General features: G+C 44.7%; 24 protein-coding genes and 1 riboswitch. All 24 genes read left to right on the forward strand.

Going from position 1 to position 23,414, the window contains the following annotated elements; all coding sequences use genetic code 11:
- Window positions 1-61: 61 nt before the first annotated feature.
- Window positions 62-1,126, forward strand: a complete 1,065-nt coding sequence (gene fni, locus ACP8HI_RS24915) for a type 2 isopentenyl-diphosphate Delta-isomerase (protein ID WP_438348792.1) — start codon at window positions 62-64, stop codon at window positions 1,124-1,126.
- A gap of 318 nt (window positions 1,127-1,444) precedes the next feature.
- Window positions 1,445-1,588, forward strand: coding sequence for a GNAT family N-acetyltransferase (locus tag ACP8HI_RS24920; RefSeq protein ID WP_438348793.1), 144 nt, complete (start codon window positions 1,445-1,447; stop codon window positions 1,586-1,588).
- A gap of 231 nt (window positions 1,589-1,819) precedes the next feature.
- A complete protein-coding gene (locus ACP8HI_RS24925; RefSeq protein ID WP_438348794.1) occupies window positions 1,820-2,059 on the forward strand; it encodes a hypothetical protein in 240 nt (79 codons plus the stop codon).
- Window positions 2,060-2,375: 316 nt separating this feature from the next.
- Window positions 2,376-4,211 carry a heparinase II/III domain-containing protein gene (locus ACP8HI_RS24930; protein WP_438348795.1) on the forward strand — a complete coding sequence of 612 codons (1,836 nt, stop codon included), beginning with the start codon at window positions 2,376-2,378 and terminating at the stop codon, window positions 4,209-4,211.
- Between the two features lie 109 nt (window positions 4,212-4,320).
- The gene (ychF, locus tag ACP8HI_RS24935) at window positions 4,321-5,421 is read left to right on the forward strand and encodes a redox-regulated ATPase YchF (protein ID WP_438348796.1); all 1,101 of its coding nucleotides are present in this window, start codon (window positions 4,321-4,323) and stop codon (window positions 5,419-5,421) included.
- A gap of 365 nt (window positions 5,422-5,786) precedes the next feature.
- The gene (gene prfA, locus ACP8HI_RS24940; protein WP_438348797.1) at window positions 5,787-6,854 is read left to right on the forward strand and encodes a peptide chain release factor 1; all 1,068 of its coding nucleotides are present in this window, start codon (window positions 5,787-5,789) and stop codon (window positions 6,852-6,854) included.
- A gap of 4 nt (window positions 6,855-6,858) precedes the next feature.
- Window positions 6,859-7,794: a peptide chain release factor N(5)-glutamine methyltransferase gene (gene prmC / locus ACP8HI_RS24945; protein WP_438348798.1), complete on the forward strand. Its 936-nt coding sequence runs from the start codon at window positions 6,859-6,861 to the stop codon at window positions 7,792-7,794.
- A gap of 433 nt (window positions 7,795-8,227) precedes the next feature.
- Entirely contained in the window at window positions 8,228-9,418 is a 1,191-nt protein-coding gene (locus ACP8HI_RS24950) for an FtsW/RodA/SpoVE family cell cycle protein (RefSeq protein WP_438348799.1), read from the forward strand.
- Window positions 9,419-9,614: 196 nt separating this feature from the next.
- Window positions 9,615-10,334 (forward strand): stage II sporulation protein R, encoded by a 720-nt coding sequence (gene spoIIR / locus ACP8HI_RS24955; protein ID WP_438348800.1) that lies wholly within the window; start codon window positions 9,615-9,617, stop codon window positions 10,332-10,334.
- Window positions 10,335-10,690: 356 nt separating this feature from the next.
- The gene (locus ACP8HI_RS24960; RefSeq protein WP_438348801.1) at window positions 10,691-11,887 is read left to right on the forward strand and encodes an L-threonylcarbamoyladenylate synthase; all 1,197 of its coding nucleotides are present in this window, start codon (window positions 10,691-10,693) and stop codon (window positions 11,885-11,887) included.
- 189 nt (window positions 11,888-12,076) lie between these two features.
- Window positions 12,077-12,637 (forward strand): manganese efflux pump MntP, encoded by a 561-nt coding sequence (locus ACP8HI_RS24965; RefSeq protein WP_438348802.1) that lies wholly within the window; start codon window positions 12,077-12,079, stop codon window positions 12,635-12,637.
- Between the two features lie 58 nt (window positions 12,638-12,695).
- Window positions 12,696-13,277, forward strand: coding sequence for a low molecular weight protein arginine phosphatase (locus tag ACP8HI_RS24970; protein ID WP_438348803.1), 582 nt, complete (start codon window positions 12,696-12,698; stop codon window positions 13,275-13,277).
- 53 nt (window positions 13,278-13,330) lie between these two features.
- Window positions 13,331-13,412, forward strand: a riboswitch (ZMP/ZTP riboswitch).
- Window positions 13,413-13,519: 107 nt separating this feature from the next.
- Window positions 13,520-13,975 carry a ribose 5-phosphate isomerase B gene (rpiB, locus tag ACP8HI_RS24975; protein WP_438348804.1) on the forward strand — a complete coding sequence of 152 codons (456 nt, stop codon included), beginning with the start codon at window positions 13,520-13,522 and terminating at the stop codon, window positions 13,973-13,975.
- A 13-nt stretch (window positions 13,976-13,988) separates the two neighbouring features.
- Window positions 13,989-14,597 (forward strand): TIGR01440 family protein, encoded by a 609-nt coding sequence (locus ACP8HI_RS24980; RefSeq protein ID WP_438348805.1) that lies wholly within the window; start codon window positions 13,989-13,991, stop codon window positions 14,595-14,597.
- A 155-nt stretch (window positions 14,598-14,752) separates the two neighbouring features.
- Complete coding sequence (gene glyA / locus ACP8HI_RS24985; protein ID WP_438348806.1) at window positions 14,753-16,000, forward strand: serine hydroxymethyltransferase; 1,248 nt, start codon at window positions 14,753-14,755, stop codon at window positions 15,998-16,000.
- Window positions 16,001-16,686: 686 nt separating this feature from the next.
- A complete protein-coding gene (gene upp, locus ACP8HI_RS24990) occupies window positions 16,687-17,322 on the forward strand; it encodes a uracil phosphoribosyltransferase (protein ID WP_438348807.1) in 636 nt (211 codons plus the stop codon).
- 322 nt (window positions 17,323-17,644) lie between these two features.
- On the forward strand, window positions 17,645-18,802 hold the full coding sequence (gene wecB / locus ACP8HI_RS24995; protein WP_438348808.1) for a non-hydrolyzing UDP-N-acetylglucosamine 2-epimerase: 1,158 nt from the start codon (window positions 17,645-17,647) through the stop codon (window positions 18,800-18,802).
- A gap of 170 nt (window positions 18,803-18,972) precedes the next feature.
- The gene (locus ACP8HI_RS25000) at window positions 18,973-19,206 is read left to right on the forward strand and encodes an AtpZ/AtpI family protein (protein ID WP_438348809.1); all 234 of its coding nucleotides are present in this window, start codon (window positions 18,973-18,975) and stop codon (window positions 19,204-19,206) included.
- On the forward strand, window positions 19,199-19,576 hold the full coding sequence (locus ACP8HI_RS25005) for an ATP synthase subunit I (protein WP_438348810.1): 378 nt from the start codon (window positions 19,199-19,201) through the stop codon (window positions 19,574-19,576). Before ACP8HI_RS25000 ends, ACP8HI_RS25005 begins: the two co-directional genes overlap by 8 nt.
- 28 nt (window positions 19,577-19,604) lie before the next feature.
- Window positions 19,605-20,366 carry a F0F1 ATP synthase subunit A gene (atpB, locus tag ACP8HI_RS25010; RefSeq protein WP_438348811.1) on the forward strand — a complete coding sequence of 254 codons (762 nt, stop codon included), beginning with the start codon at window positions 19,605-19,607 and terminating at the stop codon, window positions 20,364-20,366.
- 96 nt (window positions 20,367-20,462) lie between these two features.
- Window positions 20,463-20,675 carry a F0F1 ATP synthase subunit C gene (atpE, locus tag ACP8HI_RS25015; protein ID WP_429373524.1) on the forward strand — a complete coding sequence of 71 codons (213 nt, stop codon included), beginning with the start codon at window positions 20,463-20,465 and terminating at the stop codon, window positions 20,673-20,675.
- Between the two features lie 96 nt (window positions 20,676-20,771).
- Window positions 20,772-21,260: a F0F1 ATP synthase subunit B gene (gene atpF, locus ACP8HI_RS25020; protein ID WP_438348812.1), complete on the forward strand. Its 489-nt coding sequence runs from the start codon at window positions 20,772-20,774 to the stop codon at window positions 21,258-21,260.
- On the forward strand, window positions 21,257-21,808 hold the full coding sequence (locus tag ACP8HI_RS25025) for a F0F1 ATP synthase subunit delta (protein WP_438348813.1): 552 nt from the start codon (window positions 21,257-21,259) through the stop codon (window positions 21,806-21,808). Before atpF ends, ACP8HI_RS25025 begins: the two co-directional genes overlap by 4 nt.
- A gap of 11 nt (window positions 21,809-21,819) precedes the next feature.
- On the forward strand, window positions 21,820-23,334 hold the full coding sequence (gene atpA, locus ACP8HI_RS25030) for a F0F1 ATP synthase subunit alpha (RefSeq protein WP_438348814.1): 1,515 nt from the start codon (window positions 21,820-21,822) through the stop codon (window positions 23,332-23,334).
- Window positions 23,335-23,414: the final 80 nt, after the last annotated feature.

A 23,414-nucleotide genomic window follows, 5' to 3' on the forward strand; every position in this document is an offset into this window, starting at 1 on the left:
GTTGAGTTCAAAAAGATGACCTTTTTGGACAACCTCTATAGCGGATAAAGGAGGAGGTTTCATGATGGGAAATAAATCGATAAACTCTTTAATGCCAGAAGTACCAACGGGTGAACGTAAAATAGAACATGTGCGCTTGTGCTTAGAAGAAGAAGTAAATGCAAGTGGCATAACAGCAGGGTTCGAACGATATCGTTTCAAGCATTGTGCGCTACCGGAGATTAACTTTGATGATATAAATATCAAGACAACCTTCTTAGGAGCTTCGTTACGCACACCGCTATTGATCAGCTCTATGACAGGGGGAAGTGAAAAGACGGGAGCTATTAACGCACGTCTGGCGGAGGTTGCTGAGCGACGTGGTTGGGCGCTTGGAGTCGGATCGATTCGTGCCGCGGTGGAGCGAGAAGATTTAGCATACACCTTTCATGTTAGAGATAAGGCACCAAATATTCCCATCATTGCTAATCTGGGAGCGGTACAGCTCAATTATGGATTTGGCTCTACGGACTGTTTGCGCGCTGTGGAGATAGCGGGTGCGGACATGTTGGTTTTACATCTAAATGGATTGCAAGAGGTCTTTCAGCCTGAAGGTAATATGAACTTCAGCGGATTACTATCACAAATCGAGAAGGTATGTCGTGAACTCGCTGTACCCGTAGGTGTAAAAGAAGTAGGGTGGGGCATCGATGGTGAGACCGCATCGAGATTGTATGATGCGGGCGTTGCATTTATAGACGTGGCGGGTGCTGGAGGCACCTCGTGGAGCCAAGTCGAGAAGTTCCGCAACCGCGACGAGGTCCGTCGCGCGGCAGCGGATGCTTTCGCGGGGTGGGGAATCCCTACCGCGGAATGCATCACTGAGGTGCGGGAGGTGTCCCCGCACGGAGGATTGATCGGCAGCGGCGGGCTGAATAGCGGCGTGGATGCCGCTAAAGCATTAGCGCTTGGCGCCGATCTCGCTGGGTTCGGTCGCAGCTTGTTGGCGGCCGCTGTGGAGTCCGAGGAGGCGCTAGACGCCACCCTCGCAAGGGTGGAGCTGGAGCTACGGACAGCGATGTTCGGCATCGGCGTTGCGGATATTCCAGCGCTCCGCACGACACGTCGATTGATACGGGCGAATTAATAGGGTTAGTAGTGATGGAAGCGCGGTCGGATAGATGCAGAAAGTACATCTATTTTGGAAGAAAAGGTGTGTGGGCGAGGAATAGTTGTAAAACCTGCAGTTAAAAGTAGCGATAACGCTGAAAAGTAGGGATTTCGAGTAACTAAATGTACTCTATGCAACTAAACTTAGCACCTGGGGAATTTAGCCGGATTTAGATGTACTTTGTGCACCTAGAATTAGCGCTAGGGGCAGTTGGTCGGATTTAGTTGTATTTTTTGCATCTGTTGGTGAATGGAGTAAGTAGAGTGTGCTGATGAGTGTCGTAGTTGAGTAACCATGTTAGCCTTGGAAGAAGAAGCGAAACGTCTGCAAGTAGATCGAATTTCGCTCCATGTATTCGGTCATAACAAGATTGCATTCGGTTTGTACCAGAAGATGGGGTATCAGATCACAGATATAAGCATGTCGAAGAAGCTTTAATACGACGTTGGAACGCCATGAGGTTAACATAGACTTAGGGTGCGAGTTCAAAATGATCAAAAGAGGACTTTTTAAACAACCTCTTTTGGTGTTTTTAGTGTGTCCAGCATGAGCGTTAACTATATAAGGATCTGATGACTTATTGTGGAGTTGGGGATAGCGTGAGCTACTTTAGAATATATTAAAGAAGCGTGATATTCACTAATTCACACTCCGGGAGGCACCCATACTATGAGCAGTAAAGATAAAGACATGCTTCCAATGTCGAAAGAAACGGTCGAAGTGGAAGGGGTATACGAGAACGAAGAAGGGCGAGAGATGCATTTACGTAGAGGGGAAGAGTTCCCTTCCGATCTCGTGCTTGGAAAAACGGAATGGGAGATGACCGAGTTCGCCTATGAGAACCATTCCGAGAGCGAACCAGAGAAGCATCACATCCCTAAGAGAAATAAAGAAAAGAGAAAAACATAACGAAATAACGGACGCCCTCCATCGCAGGATTTCTAAATCCAAGCGGGGAGGGCGTCTGTTATTAAAATATAAGGAAATAGATATTTGTATCCACATATATATGTGGCGGAAGTTAAGGAATTTGGTACACTAGGGAGGATAGGATGACTTGTTGTTGTAGTAGTATTTAGAAATAGGTCGGCGGTGGCGGTGTAGCTAACTCGTGAATACATCTTTTGGAGGGGGGAAGTAAAGAATTCGAGACTCATCCGTAGAAGGGAACATGCAACGTGAAATCCCCTCATGATCACAGTCGCGAGTGTACTTTACGCATATTATGAAGTCATTATTGAAAGCGCTACAATACGGTACGGAGACAGCTGGGGGGAATGGGGTAGAACTTCTTTTCTCAGAGGGGCGGGACAAGGCAACATGGGGTAGAATATCCACGAATTCTTTTTATTCTGAGATGGTTTGTGAAATTCGTGAGCTTGGGAACAGCCTTCTAGAAGAGCCTATGCCTGTCATTCCATTTTCATTGTATAAAATGTTCGATACAACCGGTGACCGGGAGTTATTTCAGAACGCTTACTTCGAGCGAAGACGTAGGCTAGATGCCTTCGTGTTCTTATCCTTATTGGATGAGGATGACAAATATATATCCGCCTTAGAGGATGTTCTGTGGGCTATTTGTGATGAATATACGTGGTGTTTACCTGCTCACTTAGGCGGAAGTTTATCGTTGAAATACGATGAGGCACGCGGACATCGAGAGGTGCTAGATCTATTTGCAACCGAAACGGCCTTTTCTTTGAGTGAAGTGATTCATTTACTGGGACAACGCTTGTCAGAAATCGTTGTCCATCGCGTGGTGAAAGAGATCAAGGAGCGGGTATTAGAATCCTATGCCTCTCTCAAACCATCAAGTTGGTGGGAGACGACGGATATGAATTGGGCGGCGGTATGTGGCGGGTCTATTGGAGCTACAGCGATGTACCTGATTCAAGAGGATGATACGCTAGCGCCACTACTTCATCGGGTGCTGGACACGATGGATTGTTTCTTAGATGGCTTTGCAGCGGATGGGGCATGTCGCGAAGGCGTCGGATACTGGGCCTATGGTTTCGGATATTTTGTTTATTTCGCAGCTCTATTGAAGCAGAGAACGGCTGGAGAGATTGATTTAATGCAGAATAATGACAAGATCAAATCCATCGCGATGTTTCAGCAGAAATGTTATCTAAGTGATAATTACGTGATCAGTTATTCGGATACACGTCTTACATACGAGTATCAGATCGGCCTGACACATTATCTTAAATCTCTTTTTGAGGAAATCGATGTGCCTCCCTTTGCGTTCCATTCAGGTCCTTGGGGTGATCACTGTTTCCGATTCTCCCATGGCATTCGTAATTTACTGTGGAGTAGAGAAGAATATGTCACGAATAAGCTACCAGAAGCCTATTATGTATTGGAAGAAGCACAGATCTTCATTCGTCGAAGTGAATGGAACGGTACGAACGTCGCTTTCTCTTTAAAAGGTGGCCATAATGCTGAACCGCATAATCATAATGATATCGGTAGCTTTATCCTCCATGCCGGAGAACAACCGATCTTTGTTGATCCAGGCCTCGGCAAGTATACGAAGGAATACTTCGGTGATCAACGTTATTCCATGATCTACAATGGTTCCCATGGGCACTCCGTCCCGATCATTGAAGGGCTCCATCAACAGGAAGGCGAACAGTATGCGGCTCAATGGGTTCAGATTTCTCCTTCTGAAGAAGGAGATGTCTTAGTTCTAGATTTAACGAATGCGTATAAAACGGACAATCTAATATCCTTGACCCGGAGTTGTCGATTTGATACCCATAGGCTCCGTATAGAGGATAAATATAGCTTCGCTAAACCACCTATCTCGATCACAGAAAGATTCGTTACTTTTATTGAGCCAGCGCTTCAGAAGGGTGGGGAAATTGTGCTACAAGCGGGGAACGGGATCTCTGCAAAGTTACACTATGACTATAACGAATTGGAATATCGCTGTGAGCGGGTAGCATTTTTACCTGAAACTACGAATCAGTCCTTTTTATACTTAATTGATTTAATGGTAAAAGAACCTAAGCGTGAGAATAATGTAGTCGTGAATATAGAGATTTACTCACAAGTATAGGTGACTGTGCTGTAATCCTTGCCGGGTTAATTGTTCTAATATATAATGGGTGAGATGAAGTCGTATAATATAGTAAGATCTATCACCTAAAATGGGAGTTGTCATATAAATGGTTTTAAGAGCCGGAATCGTTGGTCTACCGAATGTAGGGAAGTCCACGTTGTTTAATGCAATCACACAAGCAGGAGCAGAAGCAGCCAATTATCCTTTCTGTACGATCGATCCGAACGTTGGGGTTGTTGAGGTGCCTGATGAGCGTTTGGATAAGTTGACTGAGTTAGTTGTGCCGAATAAGACGGTGCCTACGGCATTCGAATTTGTTGATATTGCTGGTTTGGTGCGTGGTGCGAGTAAAGGCGAAGGATTGGGTAATAAATTTCTAGCTCATATTCGTGAAGTGGATGCGATTGTGCATGTGGTTAGATGTTTTGAAGATGAGAACGTGACGCATGTCGATGGAAAAATAAATCCAGTCAGCGATATCCAGACGATTAATCTGGAACTTATTCTTGCCGATCTTGAAAGTATTGAGAAGAAGATCGATCGTTCGCGTAAAAACATTAAGAACGGTGACAAGAAAGTTGCGCTAGAAGTTGAGGTGCTTGAACGTGTAAAAGAAGCCCTTTACAACGATATGCCTGCACGTAGTATTGAGCTTAGTGAAGATGATTTAGCGATTATTCGCGATCTTCATTTGCTGACACTTAAGCCTGTTCTGTATGCAGCCAATGTGAGTGAAGATGGCGTTGCCGATGCGGCCAACAATCCGTATGTACAGCAAGTGCAGGAATTCGCAGCAGCAGAGAACGCAGCAGTTGTGCCAATCAGTGCTAAAGTAGAATCGGAAATTGCCGAACTGGACGGCGAAGACAAGGCGATGTTCCTTGAAGAGCTAGGGCTTTCGGAGTCTGGCCTTAATCTTCTGATCAAAGCAGCTTACCGTTTGCTAGGTTTGTATACGTATTTCACAGCAGGAGTTCAAGAAGTTCGTGCATGGACGATTATCAATGGAACAAAAGCACCACAAGCAGCAGGTGTTATTCATACCGATTTCGAACGCGGATTTATTCGTGCAGAAGTAGTATCGTATGATGATCTTGTTGCTGCAGGATCGATGAATGGAGCTAAAGAGCGTGGACAGCTTCGACTTGAAGGTAAGGAATACATCGTGAAAGATGGAGACGTTATGCATTTCCGTTTCAACGTATAGGCAGAATCACCTGACATTCTTACCGGAAAAGGGAACTGTGAAGTTAACGTTTCAACGTGTGGGGATCGGGACAATGGCCACCTCATTTTCGTTTAAACATGCGGACGTGTAGAGAATGATGTGAATAGATTTGAATAAGCTTACCAGCCTAGAGCATGGTAAGCTTATTCGTTGTTTCTGTTGGATGAAAAGATAACGGCCGGTTGCTCATTCCCCAGCATACAAGTGATTAAATACATATATTTTATCTTATTTAGGGGGATATTGTAAGTGAAAGATTAAATATAGTCAATTTTAAAAAAATATGATAAAATAAAGAGTCGAAATAACAATCGGTGTATTTTAAATAGGAGAGGTGACCCCCAATGTTGGACAAATTACAATCCTTGGCGGACCGCTATGAAAAGCTGAGCGAACTGCTCTGTGATCCTAACGTTGCAAGTGATACTGCAAAGTTGCGGGAGTATTCTAAAGAACAATCAGATTTGCAGCCTGCGTTTGAGGCTTTCACTGAATATAGAACGGTAACGAAAGAACTAGATGCTGCGAAAGTGATGCAAGCGGAGAAGCTAGATGATGACATGCGTGAAATGGTCAAGATGGAAATTGATGAATTAACAACTCGGCACGTCGAGTTAGAGGGTCAGATCCGTATCTTGCTATTACCGAAAGATCCGAATGATGATAAGAACGTCATTGTGGAAATTAGGGGTGCTGCGGGTGGAGATGAGGCGGCTTTATTTGCTGCTGATCTTTTTCGTATGTACACTCGTTATGCCGATGCTCAGGGATGGCAAGTAGACATTATGGATGCTAATAGTAATGATCTTGGAGGATTTAAAGAAGTGATCTTCTCGATTAACGGTCGCGGTGCGTATAGCAAGATGAAATATGAAAGTGGTGCACATCGTGTGCAACGAATCCCAACCACGGAATCTGGTGGACGGATTCATACATCGACATCGACTGTGGCTGTACTTCCAGAAGCGGAAGCTTTTGAGATTGAAATTCTTGACAAAGATATTCGTGTGGATACGTTCTGTTCAAGTGGTGCGGGTGGACAATCCGTTAATACGACGAAATCTGCTGTGCGTGTGACCCATATCCCTACGGGTATTGTGGCAACTTGCCAAGATGGTAAATCGCAGAACAAGAATAAAGAGTCAGCTCTGAAAGTGCTCCGTACTCGTATATCAGATACGAAGCGTCAGGAAGAAGAAGCGAAGTATGCTGGTGAACGTAAGGGTAAAGTGGGTACAGGGGATCGAAGTGAGCGGATTCGTACGTATAACTTCCCACAGAGCCGGGTAACGGATCACCGAATTGGGTTGACTGTTCATAAGTTGGATCAGATCATGAATGGGGATATCGAAGATATTATTGCTGCTCTAAGTATTGCTGAACAGGCAGATATGATGGATAAAGGGGAATAATGCTTTGAACAACGACGTTTTTGTCATGACACCAAAGCTCAGTATACGGGAAGCCTTTGCGGAGGCTTCCTCTTTTTTCATGAGTTGCGGCGTGATGGAGCCGCAAAGGAATGCCCAGCTTTTGCTGGAGCATGTGCTGGGCTTGTCTAGCACCGCCTATTACATGGCGTTACCAGAGCCTTTCCCTGGAGCTGCTATGGCGGCTTGGGAAGAAGCAGTCACCCGCAAAGCGGCAGGTGAGCCTGCACAATATATCATGGGCGAGCAGGAATTTTACGGTCTGCTCTTTGAAGTCACGCCGGCCGTGTTGATCCCGCGGCCGGAGACCGAGCTGCTGGTCGAGGCCGTCCTGCAGCAGGCCGAGCGGCTGTGGCCGGGCCGCGCTACGCTGGCGGCACCACAGCCAGGCAGCACCGCTGCCTCAGCGCCCCCGCCGCTCGTGGCCGCGGACATCGGCACCGGCAGCGGTGCCATTGCCGTGACGCTCGCGGCAATGGCGCCACGCTGGCGCGTATACGCCAGCGACATCTCGCCCGCGGCGCTGCGCGTAGCCGAGGGCAATGCGGCACGGCATGCAGCAGCCGTTGCCTTCCGTGAAGGCAACCTGCTGGCGCCGTTTGCCGGGATGAAGTTGGACATATTGGTGTCCAACCCACCCTATATACCGGCTGAAGATATCGCCGGTCTGCAGCGTGAGGTGCGCGATTTCGAACCGCGCCTCGCGCTGGACGGAGGTGCGGATGGGTTACTGCCCTACCGCATCATGATGGAGCAGATCGCCATGCTAGCCGCTCCACCCCGGCTTATCGGCTTTGAATTGGGTATGGGACAAGCTGAAGAAGTTGCCGAATTGCTGCGTCAAGCGGGACATTGGAATGAGATTATCACCATTTCTGACCTTGCCGGAATAGACCGACATGTACTCGGAGTTAATTTATAAAGTTGAAGACGGAATAGTTGCAGAAAGTGCATTTGTTTTGATGGGAAAGTAGAGGATACGAGGAATAGTTGCAAAAGTGGTATTTAAAATAGGGGTACCGGTGAAAAGTAGGGTTCTCCAGTAATTTAGATGTACTCTGCGCAACTAAACGGAGCGATAGGTGAAATTCGCCGAATTTAAGTGTGCTTTATGCAACTAATGGTGACTGGAGAAGACGGAAGACGACGATTGGTATTGATGTAGCCCGTACCCAACATTCGCTTTCGGCACATCCAAGCAACTTGTTCACCTAGGACGCGTTAGATGACTTTTTCCGGATTCATAAATTTAGTTAAAGCATTCAATTGAATTCGGTACTGAATATCCTATACAATAGAATGAAGTGCGCTTTGGGGCACAAGAGGCGGGAAGCCTTAGTACAGGAGGGCGACACATGCTTCAGAAGCTGAAAAAGATAGATTATATTATAGTGGCTGTTTTGATTGCTCTCATGGTGATCAGCATACTGTCCATATATAGCGTCACTAATGGGAGACCAATTTATGATGGATATCACATAAGGATGATGAAGTACTATGGTGTTTCTTTTGTAGCCTTCATTGCATTAATGTTGATTGACTACCGCCTATTGATCAAATATGCCTGGGTTTTTTATTTAGGAGGCTTAGCCTTACTTGGTGTTGTGAGTTTGATAGGGAAGACCAAGAATGGAGCGGAGGGATGGTTGAATATTGGGGGGCTTTCACTACAGCCAGCGGAGCTATTTAAATTATGCTTAATCGTCTTCCTTGCTTCCGTTCTTGTTAGGATCAATAAGAATAAGCTATCCTTTTGGAGTAATATTGTACCGATTAGTATATTAGCCTTCATTCCGTTTGTTATCGTGATTTCACAGAATGATCTTGGGAATTCACTCAGTTATGTCATCATTTTGTTCGGTCTTCTTTGGATAGGGAACATTAAATTCTCCCACGCATTGATCGGTCTTGTTATCATGATTGGAGCCCTCATTGGTGGTATTCAAGGATACATTCATTACCATGATGAGATAAAAGTAACTCTGGAGTCTATTAACAAAGATCACTGGATCGAAAGGCTCGATCCTTGGCTTGTTCCTGAGAAAGCAACGGCTAAAGCTAGGTACCATACAGACAATGCCAAGCTTGCTATCGCTTCTGGGGGGATGAGTGGAGAAGGGTATATGAAAGGGACATCTATTCAATCGGAGCGAGTGCCGGTTGCATATACCGATTCTATCTTTGTGCAAATTGCCGAGGAATTTGGCTTCGTCGGAGCTTCGGTGTTACTTTTGTTATATTTTGTGATGATCCATCGGATGATTCTGATCTCATTGGAATGTAGGGATCGAGCGGGACCCTATCTGATTGTAGGTGTCGTTGCCATGATGTTATATCAAATTTTTGAGAACATTGGTGCTTTTATCGGAATCATGCCTTTAACAGGGATCACACTACCCTTCATTAGTTACGGGGGCACATCACTGCTAATTAATATGGCTAGTATCGGCATCGTGATGAGTGTGCGGATTCATGGGCAGGATGTGCAGGAAGAAATGGTGGTTCAACCGTTGAGTTACCCACGTGTATCCAAGCAGAGATCATGAGGATAGCCTAATATTAGAATGGAAAAGAGCCCTCGGCTCAGCATTTATATTGCGATCCCCTTTAAGTGTTTACTTAGAGGGGATATTTGTATGAATTCCTACTCCTTCAGAACCCTTTTAATAGATTGATAGGTTTAGACTCTATCTGATTCGGGCATGCTAACAAGTATGAACTGATAGAGAGGAGCCGGATGCTATGAAATGGAATGGGATACAGTGGGATGAGAAGAAAGCAGATAAACTACGCTTATTATTGAAGAATACAGCTATTATTTTTAGTATATTATTTATGCTTGTGATGTCATGGGATGGACAGCGTACAGATGCTTCAATTGTAGGAGGGGCGATTCCAGAGGAATCTATTCGGTTGCGTATTCTGGCCAATTCAGATACGGTAGGTGACCAGCTTGTCAAAAGAGCAATTAGAGATGCCATTGTTGCAGAGATGAACGGCTGGGTGGAAGAGTTGGAAGATCCGCAAAATCTGGATCAAGCTAGGGAGATCATTCGGAAGCATATAGCAGACTTGAATAGATTAGTGGGGAGAGAACTGCACAATCGAGGAATCAACTATTCTTATAATGTGGAGTTAGGCATGGTCCCCTTCCCAACCAAAATGTACGGAGGCATGGTATACCCAGCAGGTGAATATGAAGCGTTGCGAGTTACCCTTGGCGAAGGAAGGGGTCAGAATTGGTGGTGTGTGCTATTCCCTCCGCTATGCTTCATTGATTCAGGAAGTGGTGATGCGGTAGCTCAATCCGCAGAAGCTTCGGTTCAAGCAACTGGAACAGATGATTCTGATAGCTCGAAAATAAAGCAGGTCTCATCTGCTGTCGATCAAGAACCGGAGGTACGCTTCTTCCTATGGGATTTATTGTGTGGAATCGTGGATTGGGTCAAAGGGTTATTCTAATCAGGTATTCGTGCGGAAGTGCAGGTTTTTCCTTCAAAAAGGAATGATATAGTGGTGATTCCGGAAATTATGCAGGCTTTCTGCCACCGTGTCATCGCATCTCATTGAAGTTAATACTGTACGACATATACGTCTTCTACAGAACGATAGTGCAGTGCTATTTTGAAGATGCTATTGGTTGAATTTAATTAAATGAGCTTTTATGCTAACATAGTAGATAGTTGAAGTGCTTCAGTCGAATGGGTAAGTTGTAACTCCCATGGCATTGCGGCGCTTTTTCGTGATGCTCAGTGAGGTTAGGAATGATAATTTAAAGTTACCATAATGAAATTTATATAGAAAGCCTGGGATATAGAATGATACATAGCCTTGATAACGGATTGGACGGTGGAATGCAACCGAAACGATTGGACACGGCTTATTGGAATGTAAGCTCTTTGTCTGATGACGAAGATATAGCCACTGGACAAGCGATGCAGGAAGCTGCAGCACTTTTGCAACAAGGTGGAATCGTGGCCTTCCCGACTGAAACGGTATATGGTCTAGGGGCAGACGCCCGTAGCACAACAGCGGTAGAAGCGGTGTTTGCTGCCAAAGGTCGCCCCTCGGATAACCCGCTGATCGTTCATATTGCCGACCGTTCGCAATTATCTGAGCTCATCACGGAAATCCCGCCTGTCGCGCTCACGCTAATGGATGTGTACTGGCCTGGTCCTCTCACGATTGTGCTTCCTCTGCGACCTGGTGTACTTTCGCCTCGTGTTACTGCGGGTCTCGATACGGTAGGTATACGTATGCCAGACCATCCTATTGCACTGGCCTTGATTGCGGCAGCGGATTGTCCCATTGCTGCGCCCAGCGCCAATCGCTCGGGACGACCTAGCCCCACGCTCGCATCGCATGTGCGAGAAGACTTGGATGGTCGGATTGACGGAGTTCTCGATGGAGGACCGGCTGGAGTAGGTCTTGAATCTACCGTTGTACGGGTATTTGTTAGTGGGGAGATTCATGTGCTACGACCCGGTGGTATTACGGTCGAACAGCTTGCTACGGTGACAGGTGCTACCGTTATTAGTATAGGAGGAGCCGTTACGGAAGCGCAGTCTGCTGTGTCTCCAGGACATCTAAAGGGAGCGGGACCTGTGAATGATGCTGAATCCGAAGCTCCGCGCTCCCCAGGGGTGAAGTACGCCCATTATGCGCCACAGGGAGAACTAACGATTGTAAGAGGCGCTTCCCCGCAGACTGTTGTATCTCGGATTATGGCTCTATTGGATCAGGCTGTAGATGATGGAACGTTGACAGGTTTACTTGCTTTTGACGAACATATACCATTGTATGATTTGAACCCAGCAACTCATGTCATATCGCTTGGTTCGCTAGCTACACCTGCTGAGGCAGCACATAAGTTGTATGCTGCGTTGCGACTTTTTGATGAGTTGGGCGTCGCTTACATGCTAGCTGAGGCTTGTTCAGAGGAAGGGCTTGGTGAAGCGGTAATGAATCGTCTTATTAAGGCCGCTGGCGGAAGTGTCATCGAAGTGGATAGCTGAGATCGAAACGAAATATCGCTAGCTTTGGAAGTATACACTAGGACCGGGTAAATTCAATCTTCGATGTCGAATAGGCCTCTGGATATACTTCGTCATCAAAAGATGGCTTTTTGAACTTCCTCTTATCATGTTTCACTCCTTGTCCGCATATGGTTGTACAAACGTACAATCGGATTTGGAGGCGTGTGTATGCTGGAAACGACTGTCCACTGGGGTCAGTTTATTACGATATTTTTGATGGCAATAGCTTTAGGGATGGATGCTTTATCGCTGGGTGTGGGAATTGGTGTCAGAGGGATTCGGTTGCTACATGTGCTTAGAATTAGTTTGCTAATAGGGCTCTTCCACGTGTTAATGCCCTTATTGGGCATATTTACGGGACATTATATTAGCTCATTGTTGGGGAGAGTTACGGGATATGCTGCGGGCGGACTACTTATGTTGCTTGGGGGACATATGATACTTAATTCTTATCGGGGCGGACATGCAAAGATGATTGATTATCGTGCATGGGGCGGAATGTTGCTGTTCTCGATTAGTGTGAGCATTGATTCGTTCTCTGTAGGAGTATCTCTAGGGATGTTTAAGAGTGATCTGTTATTGACGGTTCTCATATTCGGTATTGTAGGAGGTCTGATGTCTATGTTGGGTCTCCTCCTCGGCAGAAGGGTGAGTCACAAATTGGGCAATCATGGTGAAGCTCTAGGCGGCGCGATATTGCTTGCATTTGGACTCATGTTTATCTTCTGATACATTCAAACCATGATACAATGGTACAAGTAAGGACAGACTTAGAGGGGGTAACGAGTTGCGAATTTTATTTGTTTGTACAGGGAATACATGCCGCAGCCCGATGGCGGAGGCTCTTCTTCGGAAGCTCGCTAAGGAGCGTGGTCTTCCACTTGAGGTAAGTTCTGCGGGTGTGGCAGCAACAGAAGGAATACCTATATCTAGACATGCAGAAGCGATACTACGTGACCATAATATAGATGATGTGATAACCTCACAAGCATTGAGGATAGATGTCGTACATGAGAGTGATCTGATTCTGACACTTACTCAATCGCATAAACAGCATGTTCTTCGTATATTCCCAGAAGTTGTGGGTAAGATCTATACGTTGAAAGAATATGCGGAAGATGATGAACAGGTACTGCGGGATATAGATGAATTGGATAGTCTTTATGCGACATTAACCATGAATAGGGCGCTAGGGAAGCCCGTTGAACATCAGGATCAAGAACGTCTATTTGAGATCCAGCAGCGCATACCAAGCTTTGATGTATCTGATCCATTTGGCGGTTCGCGAGCAGATTATGATGTAGCTGCGACAGAAATTCGTACAGCGATCGATCGGATTGTAGTTAAGCTTGCGGATCAGCGCAACTAAAACATCGTTGCATTTCATCCTCTTTTGTTTTATCATGAGAGCAGAAGAACAATCGGTTCCGATGTAACTGGCGACTCTGTGGATGAAACCACGATGGAGCATCGGGATATACGGCCGGTCGCCTGGGCACAAGAGCAATTCTACGGGAATCCCCGTAGACTGCTCTTTTTTCGTCTTTTGGTCAATAAATAGGTTATAATGGTACAAGACAAAAGAGGGATAAAGAGGAGGTTTTTCTAGAGATGAAGATTGCCTTAGGGACAGATCACGGTGGCGTTCGTTTGAAGCAGGACATCATCAATGTCATTCAGCAACTGGGACATGAAGTGGTAGACGTTGGGTGCAATTGCACTGATTCAGTTGACTATCCAGATTATGCTCTTCCTGTTTGTGAGATGGTTGTGGCGGGCGAAGTTGATCGGGGTATATTAGTATGTGGGACTGGAATCGGTATGAGTATTGCAGCTAATAAAGTAACTGGCATTCGTTGTGCACTTGCCCATGATGTATTCTCCGCAAAGGCGACACGGGAACATAATGATACGAATGTGTTGGCTCTTGGAGAACGTGTTATTGGACCTGGACTAGCTGGCGAGATCGTTAAAGAATGGCTTGTTACGGAATTTAGTGGAGAAGAGCGCCATGTAAACCGTGTGAATAAAATCAAGCTTATTGAAGAGCGTAATCTGCACGTCTAAGGAGGCTTTCTTCATGGATCAAGGATCGCAATCAGCAGGTGAATCTCTTAAAGAACAAGTTACTCAAGTCATGCGTGAAATAGCAAAGGCTGCCCATTTAGGCCCGGGGAAATTGCTCGTGGTAGGTGCGAGTACAAGTGAAGTGGTAGGAAGTCATATTGGGACAGATGGAGCCTTGGAAGTAGCGAATGAATTGCTTCTTGGTATCGAAGAAGTTCGTGAAGAAATGGGATTCCATGTCGTGTTTCAGTGTTGCGAGCATTTGAATAGGTCATTGGTCATGGAACGAACTCTTCTCGAAGAACTTCGCTTGACGGAAGTGGCTGCTGTTCCTTATCCCCATGCGGGAGGATCTATGGCATCTGCTGCATATCGAGCAATGTTACAACCGTGCCTCGCGGAAAGTGTGGAAGCCCACGCTGGAATAGATATCGGTGAGACGATGATAGGGATGCATCTGCGGCGTGTAGCGGTACCTTTTCGCCCAAGTATTCGGTATATAGGAGAGGCACGTGTGAATGCTGCGTATACCCGTCCGAAGCTGATTGGTGGGGAACGAGCACAATATAGAATGGAAGAAGCTTCTTCCATCCAGCAAAGCAATTCACATCTTTGTGAATAAGGATTAAAAAACTTAAGTGATGCTTCCGATGAGAGTTTTTTCGAAGCTAATCAGGAAGCTTAAGCTCAAAAACTTAAAGAGTATGCTTCCGATGAGAGTTTTTTCGAAGACTATTCACGAAGTAACGCTCAAAAACTTTTAGGAGGAATATAAAAATGGAAAATTTACGTAATTATGACCCAGCGGTATTAGAGGCTATGGACCTAGAACTTAAGCGTCAACGGAACAATATTGAACTGATCGCTTCTGAGAATATTGTAAGTGAAGCAGTTATGGAGGCTATGGGTTCCGTACTGACTAACAAATATGCAGAGGGATATCCTGGTAAAAGATATTATGGCGGTTGTGAACGCGTTGATATTGTAGAAGATATCGCTCGTGATCGTGCGAAGGAATTGTTTGGTGCTGAGCATGTTAACGTACAACCACACTCCGGTGCTCAAGCGAATATGGCTGTTTATACTGCTGTTCTTAATCCTGGAGACACGGTATTGGGTATGAATCTTGCCCATGGTGGACACTTGACTCACGGAAGTCCGGTTAATGCTTCAGGTCTACTATATAATTTCATTCCTTATGGCGTACAAGAGGATTCTTTCCTAATTGACTATGATGAAGTCCGTAAGATCGCATTTAAACATCGTCCACGTTTGATTGTGGCGGGTGCAAGTGCTTACCCACGTGTTATTGATTTTGAAGCACTAGCTTCCATTGCGAATGATGTAGGTGCGCTATTCATGGTAGATATGGCCCATATTGCCGGATTGGTTGCAGGAGGGGTTCATCCAAGCCCTGTACCACATGCACACTTTGTAACGACTACAACTCATAAAACACTTCGTGGTCCACGTGGTGGGATGATTATCTGTAAGAAGCCTTGGGCACAAGCGATCGATAAAGCGGTATTCCCAGGAACACAAGGTGGACCTTTAATGCATATCATCGCATCCAAGGCTGTTGCATTTAAGGAAGCGTTGGATCCATCATTTAAGACATACGCTGAGAACGTAGTTAAGAATGCTAAGGTTTTGGCTGAAACGCTTGTTAAAGAAGGTTTGAACATCGTTTCTGGTGGTACAGATAACCACTTGTTATTGATTGATACTCGCAGTGTGAACATTACGGGTAAAGTAGCTGAGAAGGTTCTAGATTCAATCGGTATTACAGTGAATAAGAACGCGATACCTTTTGATCCTACAAGTCCGTTTGTAACTAGTGGTATTCGTCTAGGTACTCCAGCTGCAACAACGCGTGGTATGGATGAGAAAGCTATGGTTGCTATTGGCGAGATTATCGCTCTGACTCTGAAGAATCCAGAGGATGAAGCAATCCTTGCTCAAGCGGCTGCAAGAGTGACTGCACTTACAGATCTATACCCTCTATATCCAGATTTAAAATACTAAAAATAAGCTCGTAAATAAGCTACCGTATGTTAAACGAGGTAAGCCATGCTTACCCTCTTGTTTAACGTGTATAGAAAGCAGTAGTTTTTGGTAAAATAGTATAAGTGCAGAGTAGCCCCCATTGTGTACAAGAGGGGCTATTTGGTATTTGTGTACTTATGGAAGTTCTTAGTCAGTAGGGTCCATACCTAAGGAGCGTGCAGAGCAGGATGGTAGCCCCCGCTCTGTTGTGCCTCCATCGCCTTCTTGAACCTCCATACCCTACCGCTTGCGGCACCCTGCACAGCGGAATAGCTGCAAAGTAAATTAGCGGGAAAGGTATGGAAGCGAGGAATAGTTGTGAAACCTACAGTTAAAAGTCGGGGGACGATGAAAAGCGAGGGTTTCTAGTAATCTAGATGTACTCTATGCAACTAAAGTTAGTGTTGGAGGGATTTGGAAGAATTTAAGTGTACTCTATGCAACTGTTGGTGAATGGAGTAGGTGGAGTGTGCTGTTGAGAGGACTTTATGTAACAGTTAGTGGTGTTGGGATTGATTATTCGCACCCTTGTAACTAGAAGTTCGATCCATGTGGGTGCAAAATCATTTCGGAGAATGATATAATGGACAAGGTTTGAATACACTACTGCTATAAATGATGTATATTTACAACAAGAATACAAACGAATGATCCGGAGGGGAACCATGGGAAATGGAAAATTGGTGATTTGTGATCACCCTTTAATTCAACACAAGCTTACTTTCATCCGTGATGAGCGGACTACAACTAAAGATTTTAGAGAGCTTGTTGATGAAGTAGCAACACTAATGGCATACGAAATTACACGAGATATTCCGCTAGTAACCGTTACAGTAAAGACACCAGTAGCTGAGACAGAAAGTCGCGTCATTTCAGGGCGTATGTTGGGACTTGTTCCTATTCTGCGTGCTGGATTGGGTATGTTGGATGGTGTTCTGAAGTGTCTTCCAGCGGCTAAAGTGGGTCACATCGGATTGTTCCGTGATCCTGACACACTACAACCGGTAGAATACTACACGAAGCTACCTACCGATGTTACAGAGCGTGAGTTGATCGTTATCGACCCTATGCTTGCAACGGGTGGATCTGCTATTGCCGCCATTGATGTGCTGAAGAAACGTGGCTGTACTCAGATTAAGATGATGAATCTTATCGCAGCTCCAGAAGGTGTCAAGGCAGTACATGATGCTCATCCTGATGTAGATATTTATGTGGCAGCAATGGACGAGCGATTGGATGAGCATGGTTATATTATCCCTGGATTAGGGGATGCAGGAGATCGTCTATACGGAACAAAGTAAGTTTTAGAGGAAGTTCAAGAAGTCATCTTTTGATCACGAAGTATAGCAGGAGGCGTATTCGACATCGAATATTGAATTCAGCCGGTCCTAGCATATGCTTACGAGGTATGTTTCCTTCGGAAACATTTCAGGTGCTCACGTAGGTACTGCCAGCGTATGCTTCCGAAGTCGTTTCTACGAAAACGTGTAGCTCCGCTCCTCACTCCCTATCTTCATTCAATCTTCTGAGGCGTCTCGAAGAAACGCAGCATCGTAAGCATACACTTTAGTGCTGAAAAGCCGACTTTTTGAACACGTACTTTTAGAAAAGAGGTATCAATCTATGCGTAAGATTAAAGTAATGACGATCTTCGGAGTTCGTCCTGAAGCGATAAAGATGGCACCGCTTATTCTTGAATTGCAGAGACACTCCGATAGAATTGAATCGATTGTCTGCGTAACGGCACAACATCGTCAAATGCTGGATCAAGTATTGGACGTATTCAAGATCCAACCTGACTACGATCTGGATGTTATGAAGGAAAGTCAGACATTGAATGAAATTTCCATTCGAGTCTTGGCAGGGCTTGAGCCTGTACTTCGTGAGGTGAAGCCAGATATTGTACTCGTTCATGGCGATACATTGACGACCTTTCTAGCTAGTTACGCCGCATTTATGCAACAGATTCAAGTAGGGCATGTAGAAGCTGGACTAAGAACTTGGAATAAGCAATCTCCTTTTCCTGAGGAGATGAATCGCCAGTTAACGGGAGTTCTTGCTGATCTTCACTTTTCGCCTACGAATTGGTCTGCAAATAATTTGCTTTCTGAAAACAAATCAAAGTCAAGCATTTATATCACAGGCAACACCGTCACAGATGTGTTTCAATATACTGTACACCCCGAATATAGTCACCCTGTGCTAGACTGGGCGTCAGGCAAGAAACTCATTTTAATGACGGCGCATCGCAGGGAATCCCAAGGCGAACCGCATCGTCACATTTTCCGTGCAGTGAAACGGATTGCAGATGAATTCGAGGATGTCGTTATTTGCTATCCGGTGCATCCGAGCCCTGCCGTGATGGGTCCGGCACATGAGATACTAGGGAATCATCCCCGGATTAAACTCATTGAGCCGTTGGATGTCGTAGATTTCCATAATTTCTATCCACATACTCATTTGATTCTAAGCGACTCGGGCGGTTTACAGGAAGAAGCACCATCCTTTGGAGTACCTGTACTTGTGCTTCGTGACACGACAGAACGTCCTGAAGGAATACAAGCGGGAACGCTTGAATTGGTGGGTACGGATGAGGAGAAGGTGTATGAACGGACCAAAATGTTGTTAACGGATCAAAAGCTGTACGATTCCATGAGTAAGGCTGCGAATCCATACGGAGATGGAAAAGTTTCGGCGAGAATTGTCAATGCGATTCTTCACCATTTCGGTTTAGAAAGCGAAAGACCAGAAGAATTTCACACAATGTTCACAAATGAGTGAAAAGATGTTATTTTATAATGAGTAGGTTAGTGTACAGTGGAACTGTATGGTTTACGCGGTGTTCGTTGATAATTGAAGAATAATCAGGCGCGATTTTCGCATAAATGCAATGAAAACGTTTGATTGACAAAGTCTTAAAATATTCAGTAAAATAGGTTGGGATTAGTATAATGGACAACCCGAAACGCAATGATAATCCTTGGTTTATGGCACTTTACATAAGTGGAGCCGGAGGCATGCTCGCCACGTATATTCTTATTGGTTTTTTTATAAGTAGATGGTTGGTGGGAATGTGGGAAGGTCCGAGATATTGGATCGCGGTCGGAATGATCTCCGGGCTGATTGTGGGAACCTCTCATATTGTCATATTGGTCAAAAAACTTTTGGGGGAACAGCATGGATAATACCATTTCCATTGTAAAAACAGTCACCAGATTGTCTTTACTGATGATGTCAGCATTGTTAGTGTGCTGGGTCTTGTGTCCGGATTATCGCACAGTCACAATGGGTATGGTCCTTGGTATGGTAGTCGGCTTGGTCAATACAAGCTATCTTTCGATGAAAATTCGCAATTTAGCTCAGGCGATAGCGAACAACCAGAGACAGTTCGGTATAGGATTTCTTACTCGACTAAGCTTCTCTATCCTAGTGGTTATGTTTTCAGTTAAGATTGAGCATTTCTCACTTGGAGCAACGATTGCTGGGCTATTCATACCACAGGTTTTGACCGTGCCTGTAGCTATATATTTGAGTATGAGAAAGAAGAAATCATAGTTTAGTTGAGAGGAGGGAATACATTTCAATGCACGATATACCAATTATTATTGTTGGGGGACTGAAACTCGATCTTTCTGCTATCATGATGTTGTTGGTGACTGTGGCGATTGTTTTCGTACTTGTTAAGCTCTGTGTTAGGAATCTTTCGGTTGAGAACCCTTCCAAGCTACAGAATTTCATGGAATGGGTTGTAGAATTTGTTCAGAATTTAATTAATAGCACCATGGATTCAAAGAAAGGGAGACCTTATCTATCATTGGGACTGACGTTAATTCTGTTCATTCTAGTAGCCAATTTATTGGGACTGCCGTTTGCCTTCATTACAAAAGTTGACGGTCCGATGGAAGTCTTTGGATATGTGGTTGAGGCTACTCGAAATTTGGGGCCTGAAGATCATGCTGAGCTTCTGTGGTGGAAATCTCCAACGGCAGATATTAACGTTACGGCTGGACTTGCAATAGTGGTCTTTATCCTAATGAACTATCTAGGATTAAAGTTGAATCGGAAAGAATATTTGAAGCATTTTCTACTACCATTTCCGATTTTCCTTCCATTGAACATTATCGAGAACCTGTCGAAGCCTTTCGCGTTAGCGCTACGTTTGTTCGCTAATATATTTGCGGGAGAAGTACTCATTACAGTTATACTGAAGCTGAGTTTGGCATCCATTCCGTTCATGGCCGCTTGGCAGGGCTTTAGTGTCTTTATTGGGGCGCTACAAGCATTTATATTTACGATATTGACGATGGTATACATTGCTCAAATGACGCAACATGCAGAACATTAATTAACTTCAGCGAAACAATTTAGATGTTTAGATTACGTTCGCAGAAGATATTATACAATACAAAATACGAAGAAGATTTGAAGGAGGATATTCATAATGGAATTTTTAGCAGCAGCTATTGCAGTAGGTTTGGGAGCACTTGGAGCAGGTTTAGGTAACGGTATGATCGTAAGTAAGACGGTGGAATCGATTGCTCGTCAACCAGAAGCTACGGGTGCATTGCAAACGACGATGTTTATCGGTGTTGGTATCGTAGAAGTTGTGCCTTTGGCTGCAACAGTTATCGCATTCTTGATCATGTTTACTTAATAAAATGTCTAACGGTTTGGCGGGGAGGGCCGATGTCATCCGCGCCTTCCTTTTGTTTAGAATCGCACTTCGCGCTAACGGAAAGGAGTGACTTCATTGGAAATTATATGGGAAGATATGCTTTGGACTATCTTAGCATTCGTACTGCTTTATTGGTTATTAAATAAATATGCTTTTCCTAAGCTGTTCGATGTTATGGAGAAACGACGTATGTTAGTTTTGAGTCAGTTAGAAGATGCCAAATCAACACGTGAAGAGGCAACTCAGTATGTAGAGGATCAGAAGATCGCTCTCCAAGAGGCTCGTAAAGAGGCTTACGATATCGTAGAACTCTCTAAGAAGACAAGCAGTAAACAAGCTGAACAGATCCTTGAAGAAGCTAACAATGCTGTGGGACGTCTCAAGTCTGAGGCGGTACGCGATATTGAGAGTGAGAAGAATAAGGCTGTGGAAGCATTGCGAAGCGAAATTGGTACGATTTCTGTACAAATTGCATCGAAATTGCTGGAGAAAGAAGTCAAAGTTGATAACACACAAGAACAACTCGTGGATCAATACCTCAAAGAGGTAGGGGGCAAATCATGAGCCGCGATACGGTAGTCGCTAAACGGTATGCAAAGGCACTGTTTGAAGTGGCGTCACAGGAGCAAGGAACGCTTGAAGTTGAACAGGAATTGAAGGCGATCGTAGGAGCTATTCAATCGAATGATGAGATTGAACGTTTCCTCACTACACCGAACATTTCCGATTCCGATAAATTGAATGCGCTCAATAGAGCACTTCAGGGCAAGCTGTCACAATCCGTGATAAATACCGTGGAACTACTAGTGAAACGGCGGAGAACTGATATATTACCAGATCTTCTAGAGAGCTACGTCAAGTTAAAGGGCGATAGCTTAGGAATGGCTGACGCTAATGTCTATTCAACGTATCCGTTGAATGAGCACGAACAAGAAGCAGTTGCGGCTGAATTCGGTCAAGTGGTGCACAAGACGATTCGTGTGAACAACATAGTCGACAAGAGCCTGCTTGGAGGATTGAAGGTTGTTATCGGTGATACGCTGTATGACGGTAGTATTTCCAATAAGCTTGCACGTCTTGAAAAGTCATTTAATGACAAGCATAGTAGATAGGGGTGAAAATATTGAGTATCAAACCTGAAGAAATCAGTTCACTTATTAAAAGTCAAATTGAACAATATAAATCTGACATTGAAGTCGCTGAAGTAGGTACTGTCATTCAAGTAAGTGATGGTATTGCACGCGTGCATGGGCTTGAGAATGCTATGTCCGGTGAGCTTTTGGAATTCTCCAATGGTGTTGTCGGATTGGTACTCAACTTAGAAGAGAGTAACGTAGGTGTCGTTATTCTAGGTCGTTACACAGAAATTAAAGAGGGTGACCAGGTTAAACGTACTGGTCAAATTATGCAAGTCCCTGTAGGCGAAGCTTTGCTTGGTCGGGTTGTTAATGCACTTGGAGAACCATTGGATGGTAAAGGTCCAATTGCAGCAACAGAATTCCGTCCTGTAGAGAATAGTGCACCAGGTGTTATTGATCGTAAATCGGTTCACGAACCGATGCAAACAGGAATTAAAGCGATTGACGCGATGGTACCTATCGGACGTGGTCAACGGGAACTTATGATTGGTGACCGTCAAACAGGTAAAACTGCCATTGCAATTGACACCATTATTAACCAAAAGGGTAATGGCGTGAAATGTATATATGTTGCTATTGGTCAGAAGCAATCTACGGTTGCTCAAGTAGTGGAAACACTTCGCCGTCATGGCGCATTGGAATACACAATCATTGTTACTGCAGCGGCTTCAGAGCCATCACCACTACTGTATATTGCACCTTATGCTGGTTGTGCAATGGGTGAATACTTCATGTATAAAGGTGAGCATGCACTTATTATTTATGATGACTTAACGAAACAAGCATCTGCTTATCGTGAGCTTTCCTTGTTGCTTCGTCGTCCACCAGGTCGGGAAGCTTATCCAGGGGATGTGTTCTACCTTCATTCTCGCTTACTAGAGCGTGCAGCTAAATTGAGTGATGCTTTGGGTGGAGGCTCATTGACGGCTATACCGTTCATTGAGACACAAGCTTCAGACGTATCTGCTTATATTCCAACGAACGTAATCTCAATTACAGATGGACAGATCTTTCTGGAATCTGAGTTGTTCTATTCGGGCCAACGTCCAGCGATTAACGTCGGTATTTCCGTATCTCGTGTAGGGGGTTCAGCACAGATCAAAGCGATGAAAAAAGTCGCAGGTGGTCTGAAGCTTGACCTTGCACAATATCGTGAGCTTCAAGCGTTCTCCCAATTTGGATCAGATCTGGACAAGTCAACATTGGCACGTCTGAATCGTGGAGCTAGATTGATGGAAATTCTTAAGCAAGGTGTCAACGAACCACTACAAGTTGAACAACAAGTTATTAGCTTGTACTCAGCAGTAAGAGGTCATTTGGATGATATTCCGGTAATAGATATCCGTCGTTTTGAGAAGGAATTCATCGCTTTTGTAGAAAGTAACCGTCCTGAAATTCTTCAATCCATTCGTGATACGAAGGATTTGGTTGCTGACAATGAAACTGCTTTGAAAGACGCTATTGAGACATTCAAAAAAGGGTTTTCTGTATCAGCATAGATTATAGACCGGGCCGAGAGGCTCGGTATCAGTGTTTACAAGCTGAAATGGCTGCGCCGTCCTTTTGAAGGACGGTATCC

It is taken from the genome of Paenibacillus sp. FA6, assembly GCF_051550225.1.
Lineage (GTDB): Bacteria > Bacillota > Bacilli > Paenibacillales > Paenibacillaceae > Paenibacillus_AQ.

Excerpts from the sequence above, each read along its gene's own strand:
- fni (WP_438348792.1), top strand. The coding sequence starts at position 62 with ATGATGGGAAATAAATCGATAAACTCTTTAATGCCAGAAGTACCAACG.
- ACP8HI_RS24920 (WP_438348793.1), top strand. The coding sequence starts at position 1,445 with ATGTTAGCCTTGGAAGAAGAAGCGAAACGTCTGCAAGTAGATCGAATT.
- ACP8HI_RS24925 (WP_438348794.1), top strand. The coding sequence starts at position 1,820 with ATGAGCAGTAAAGATAAAGACATGCTTCCAATGTCGAAAGAAACGGTC.
- ACP8HI_RS24930 (WP_438348795.1), top strand. The coding sequence starts at position 2,376 with ATGAAGTCATTATTGAAAGCGCTACAATACGGTACGGAGACAGCTGGG.
- ychF (WP_438348796.1), top strand. The coding sequence starts at position 4,321 with ATGGTTTTAAGAGCCGGAATCGTTGGTCTACCGAATGTAGGGAAGTCC.
- prfA (WP_438348797.1), top strand. The coding sequence starts at position 5,787 with ATGTTGGACAAATTACAATCCTTGGCGGACCGCTATGAAAAGCTGAGC.
- ACP8HI_RS24950 (WP_438348799.1), top strand. The coding sequence starts at position 8,228 with ATGCTTCAGAAGCTGAAAAAGATAGATTATATTATAGTGGCTGTTTTG.
- spoIIR (WP_438348800.1), top strand. The coding sequence starts at position 9,615 with ATGAAATGGAATGGGATACAGTGGGATGAGAAGAAAGCAGATAAACTA.
- ACP8HI_RS24960 (WP_438348801.1), top strand. The coding sequence starts at position 10,691 with ATGATACATAGCCTTGATAACGGATTGGACGGTGGAATGCAACCGAAA.
- ACP8HI_RS24965 (WP_438348802.1), top strand. The coding sequence starts at position 12,077 with ATGCTGGAAACGACTGTCCACTGGGGTCAGTTTATTACGATATTTTTG.
- rpiB (WP_438348804.1), top strand. The coding sequence starts at position 13,520 with ATGAAGATTGCCTTAGGGACAGATCACGGTGGCGTTCGTTTGAAGCAG.
- ACP8HI_RS24980 (WP_438348805.1), top strand. The coding sequence starts at position 13,989 with ATGGATCAAGGATCGCAATCAGCAGGTGAATCTCTTAAAGAACAAGTT.
- glyA (WP_438348806.1), top strand. The coding sequence starts at position 14,753 with ATGGAAAATTTACGTAATTATGACCCAGCGGTATTAGAGGCTATGGAC.
- upp (WP_438348807.1), top strand. The coding sequence starts at position 16,687 with ATGGGAAATGGAAAATTGGTGATTTGTGATCACCCTTTAATTCAACAC.
- wecB (WP_438348808.1), top strand. The coding sequence starts at position 17,645 with ATGCGTAAGATTAAAGTAATGACGATCTTCGGAGTTCGTCCTGAAGCG.
- ACP8HI_RS25000 (WP_438348809.1), top strand. The coding sequence starts at position 18,973 with ATGGACAACCCGAAACGCAATGATAATCCTTGGTTTATGGCACTTTAC.
- ACP8HI_RS25005 (WP_438348810.1), top strand. The coding sequence starts at position 19,199 with ATGGATAATACCATTTCCATTGTAAAAACAGTCACCAGATTGTCTTTA.
- atpB (WP_438348811.1), top strand. The coding sequence starts at position 19,605 with ATGCACGATATACCAATTATTATTGTTGGGGGACTGAAACTCGATCTT.
- atpE (WP_429373524.1), top strand. The coding sequence starts at position 20,463 with ATGGAATTTTTAGCAGCAGCTATTGCAGTAGGTTTGGGAGCACTTGGA.
- ACP8HI_RS25025 (WP_438348813.1), top strand. The coding sequence starts at position 21,257 with ATGAGCCGCGATACGGTAGTCGCTAAACGGTATGCAAAGGCACTGTTT.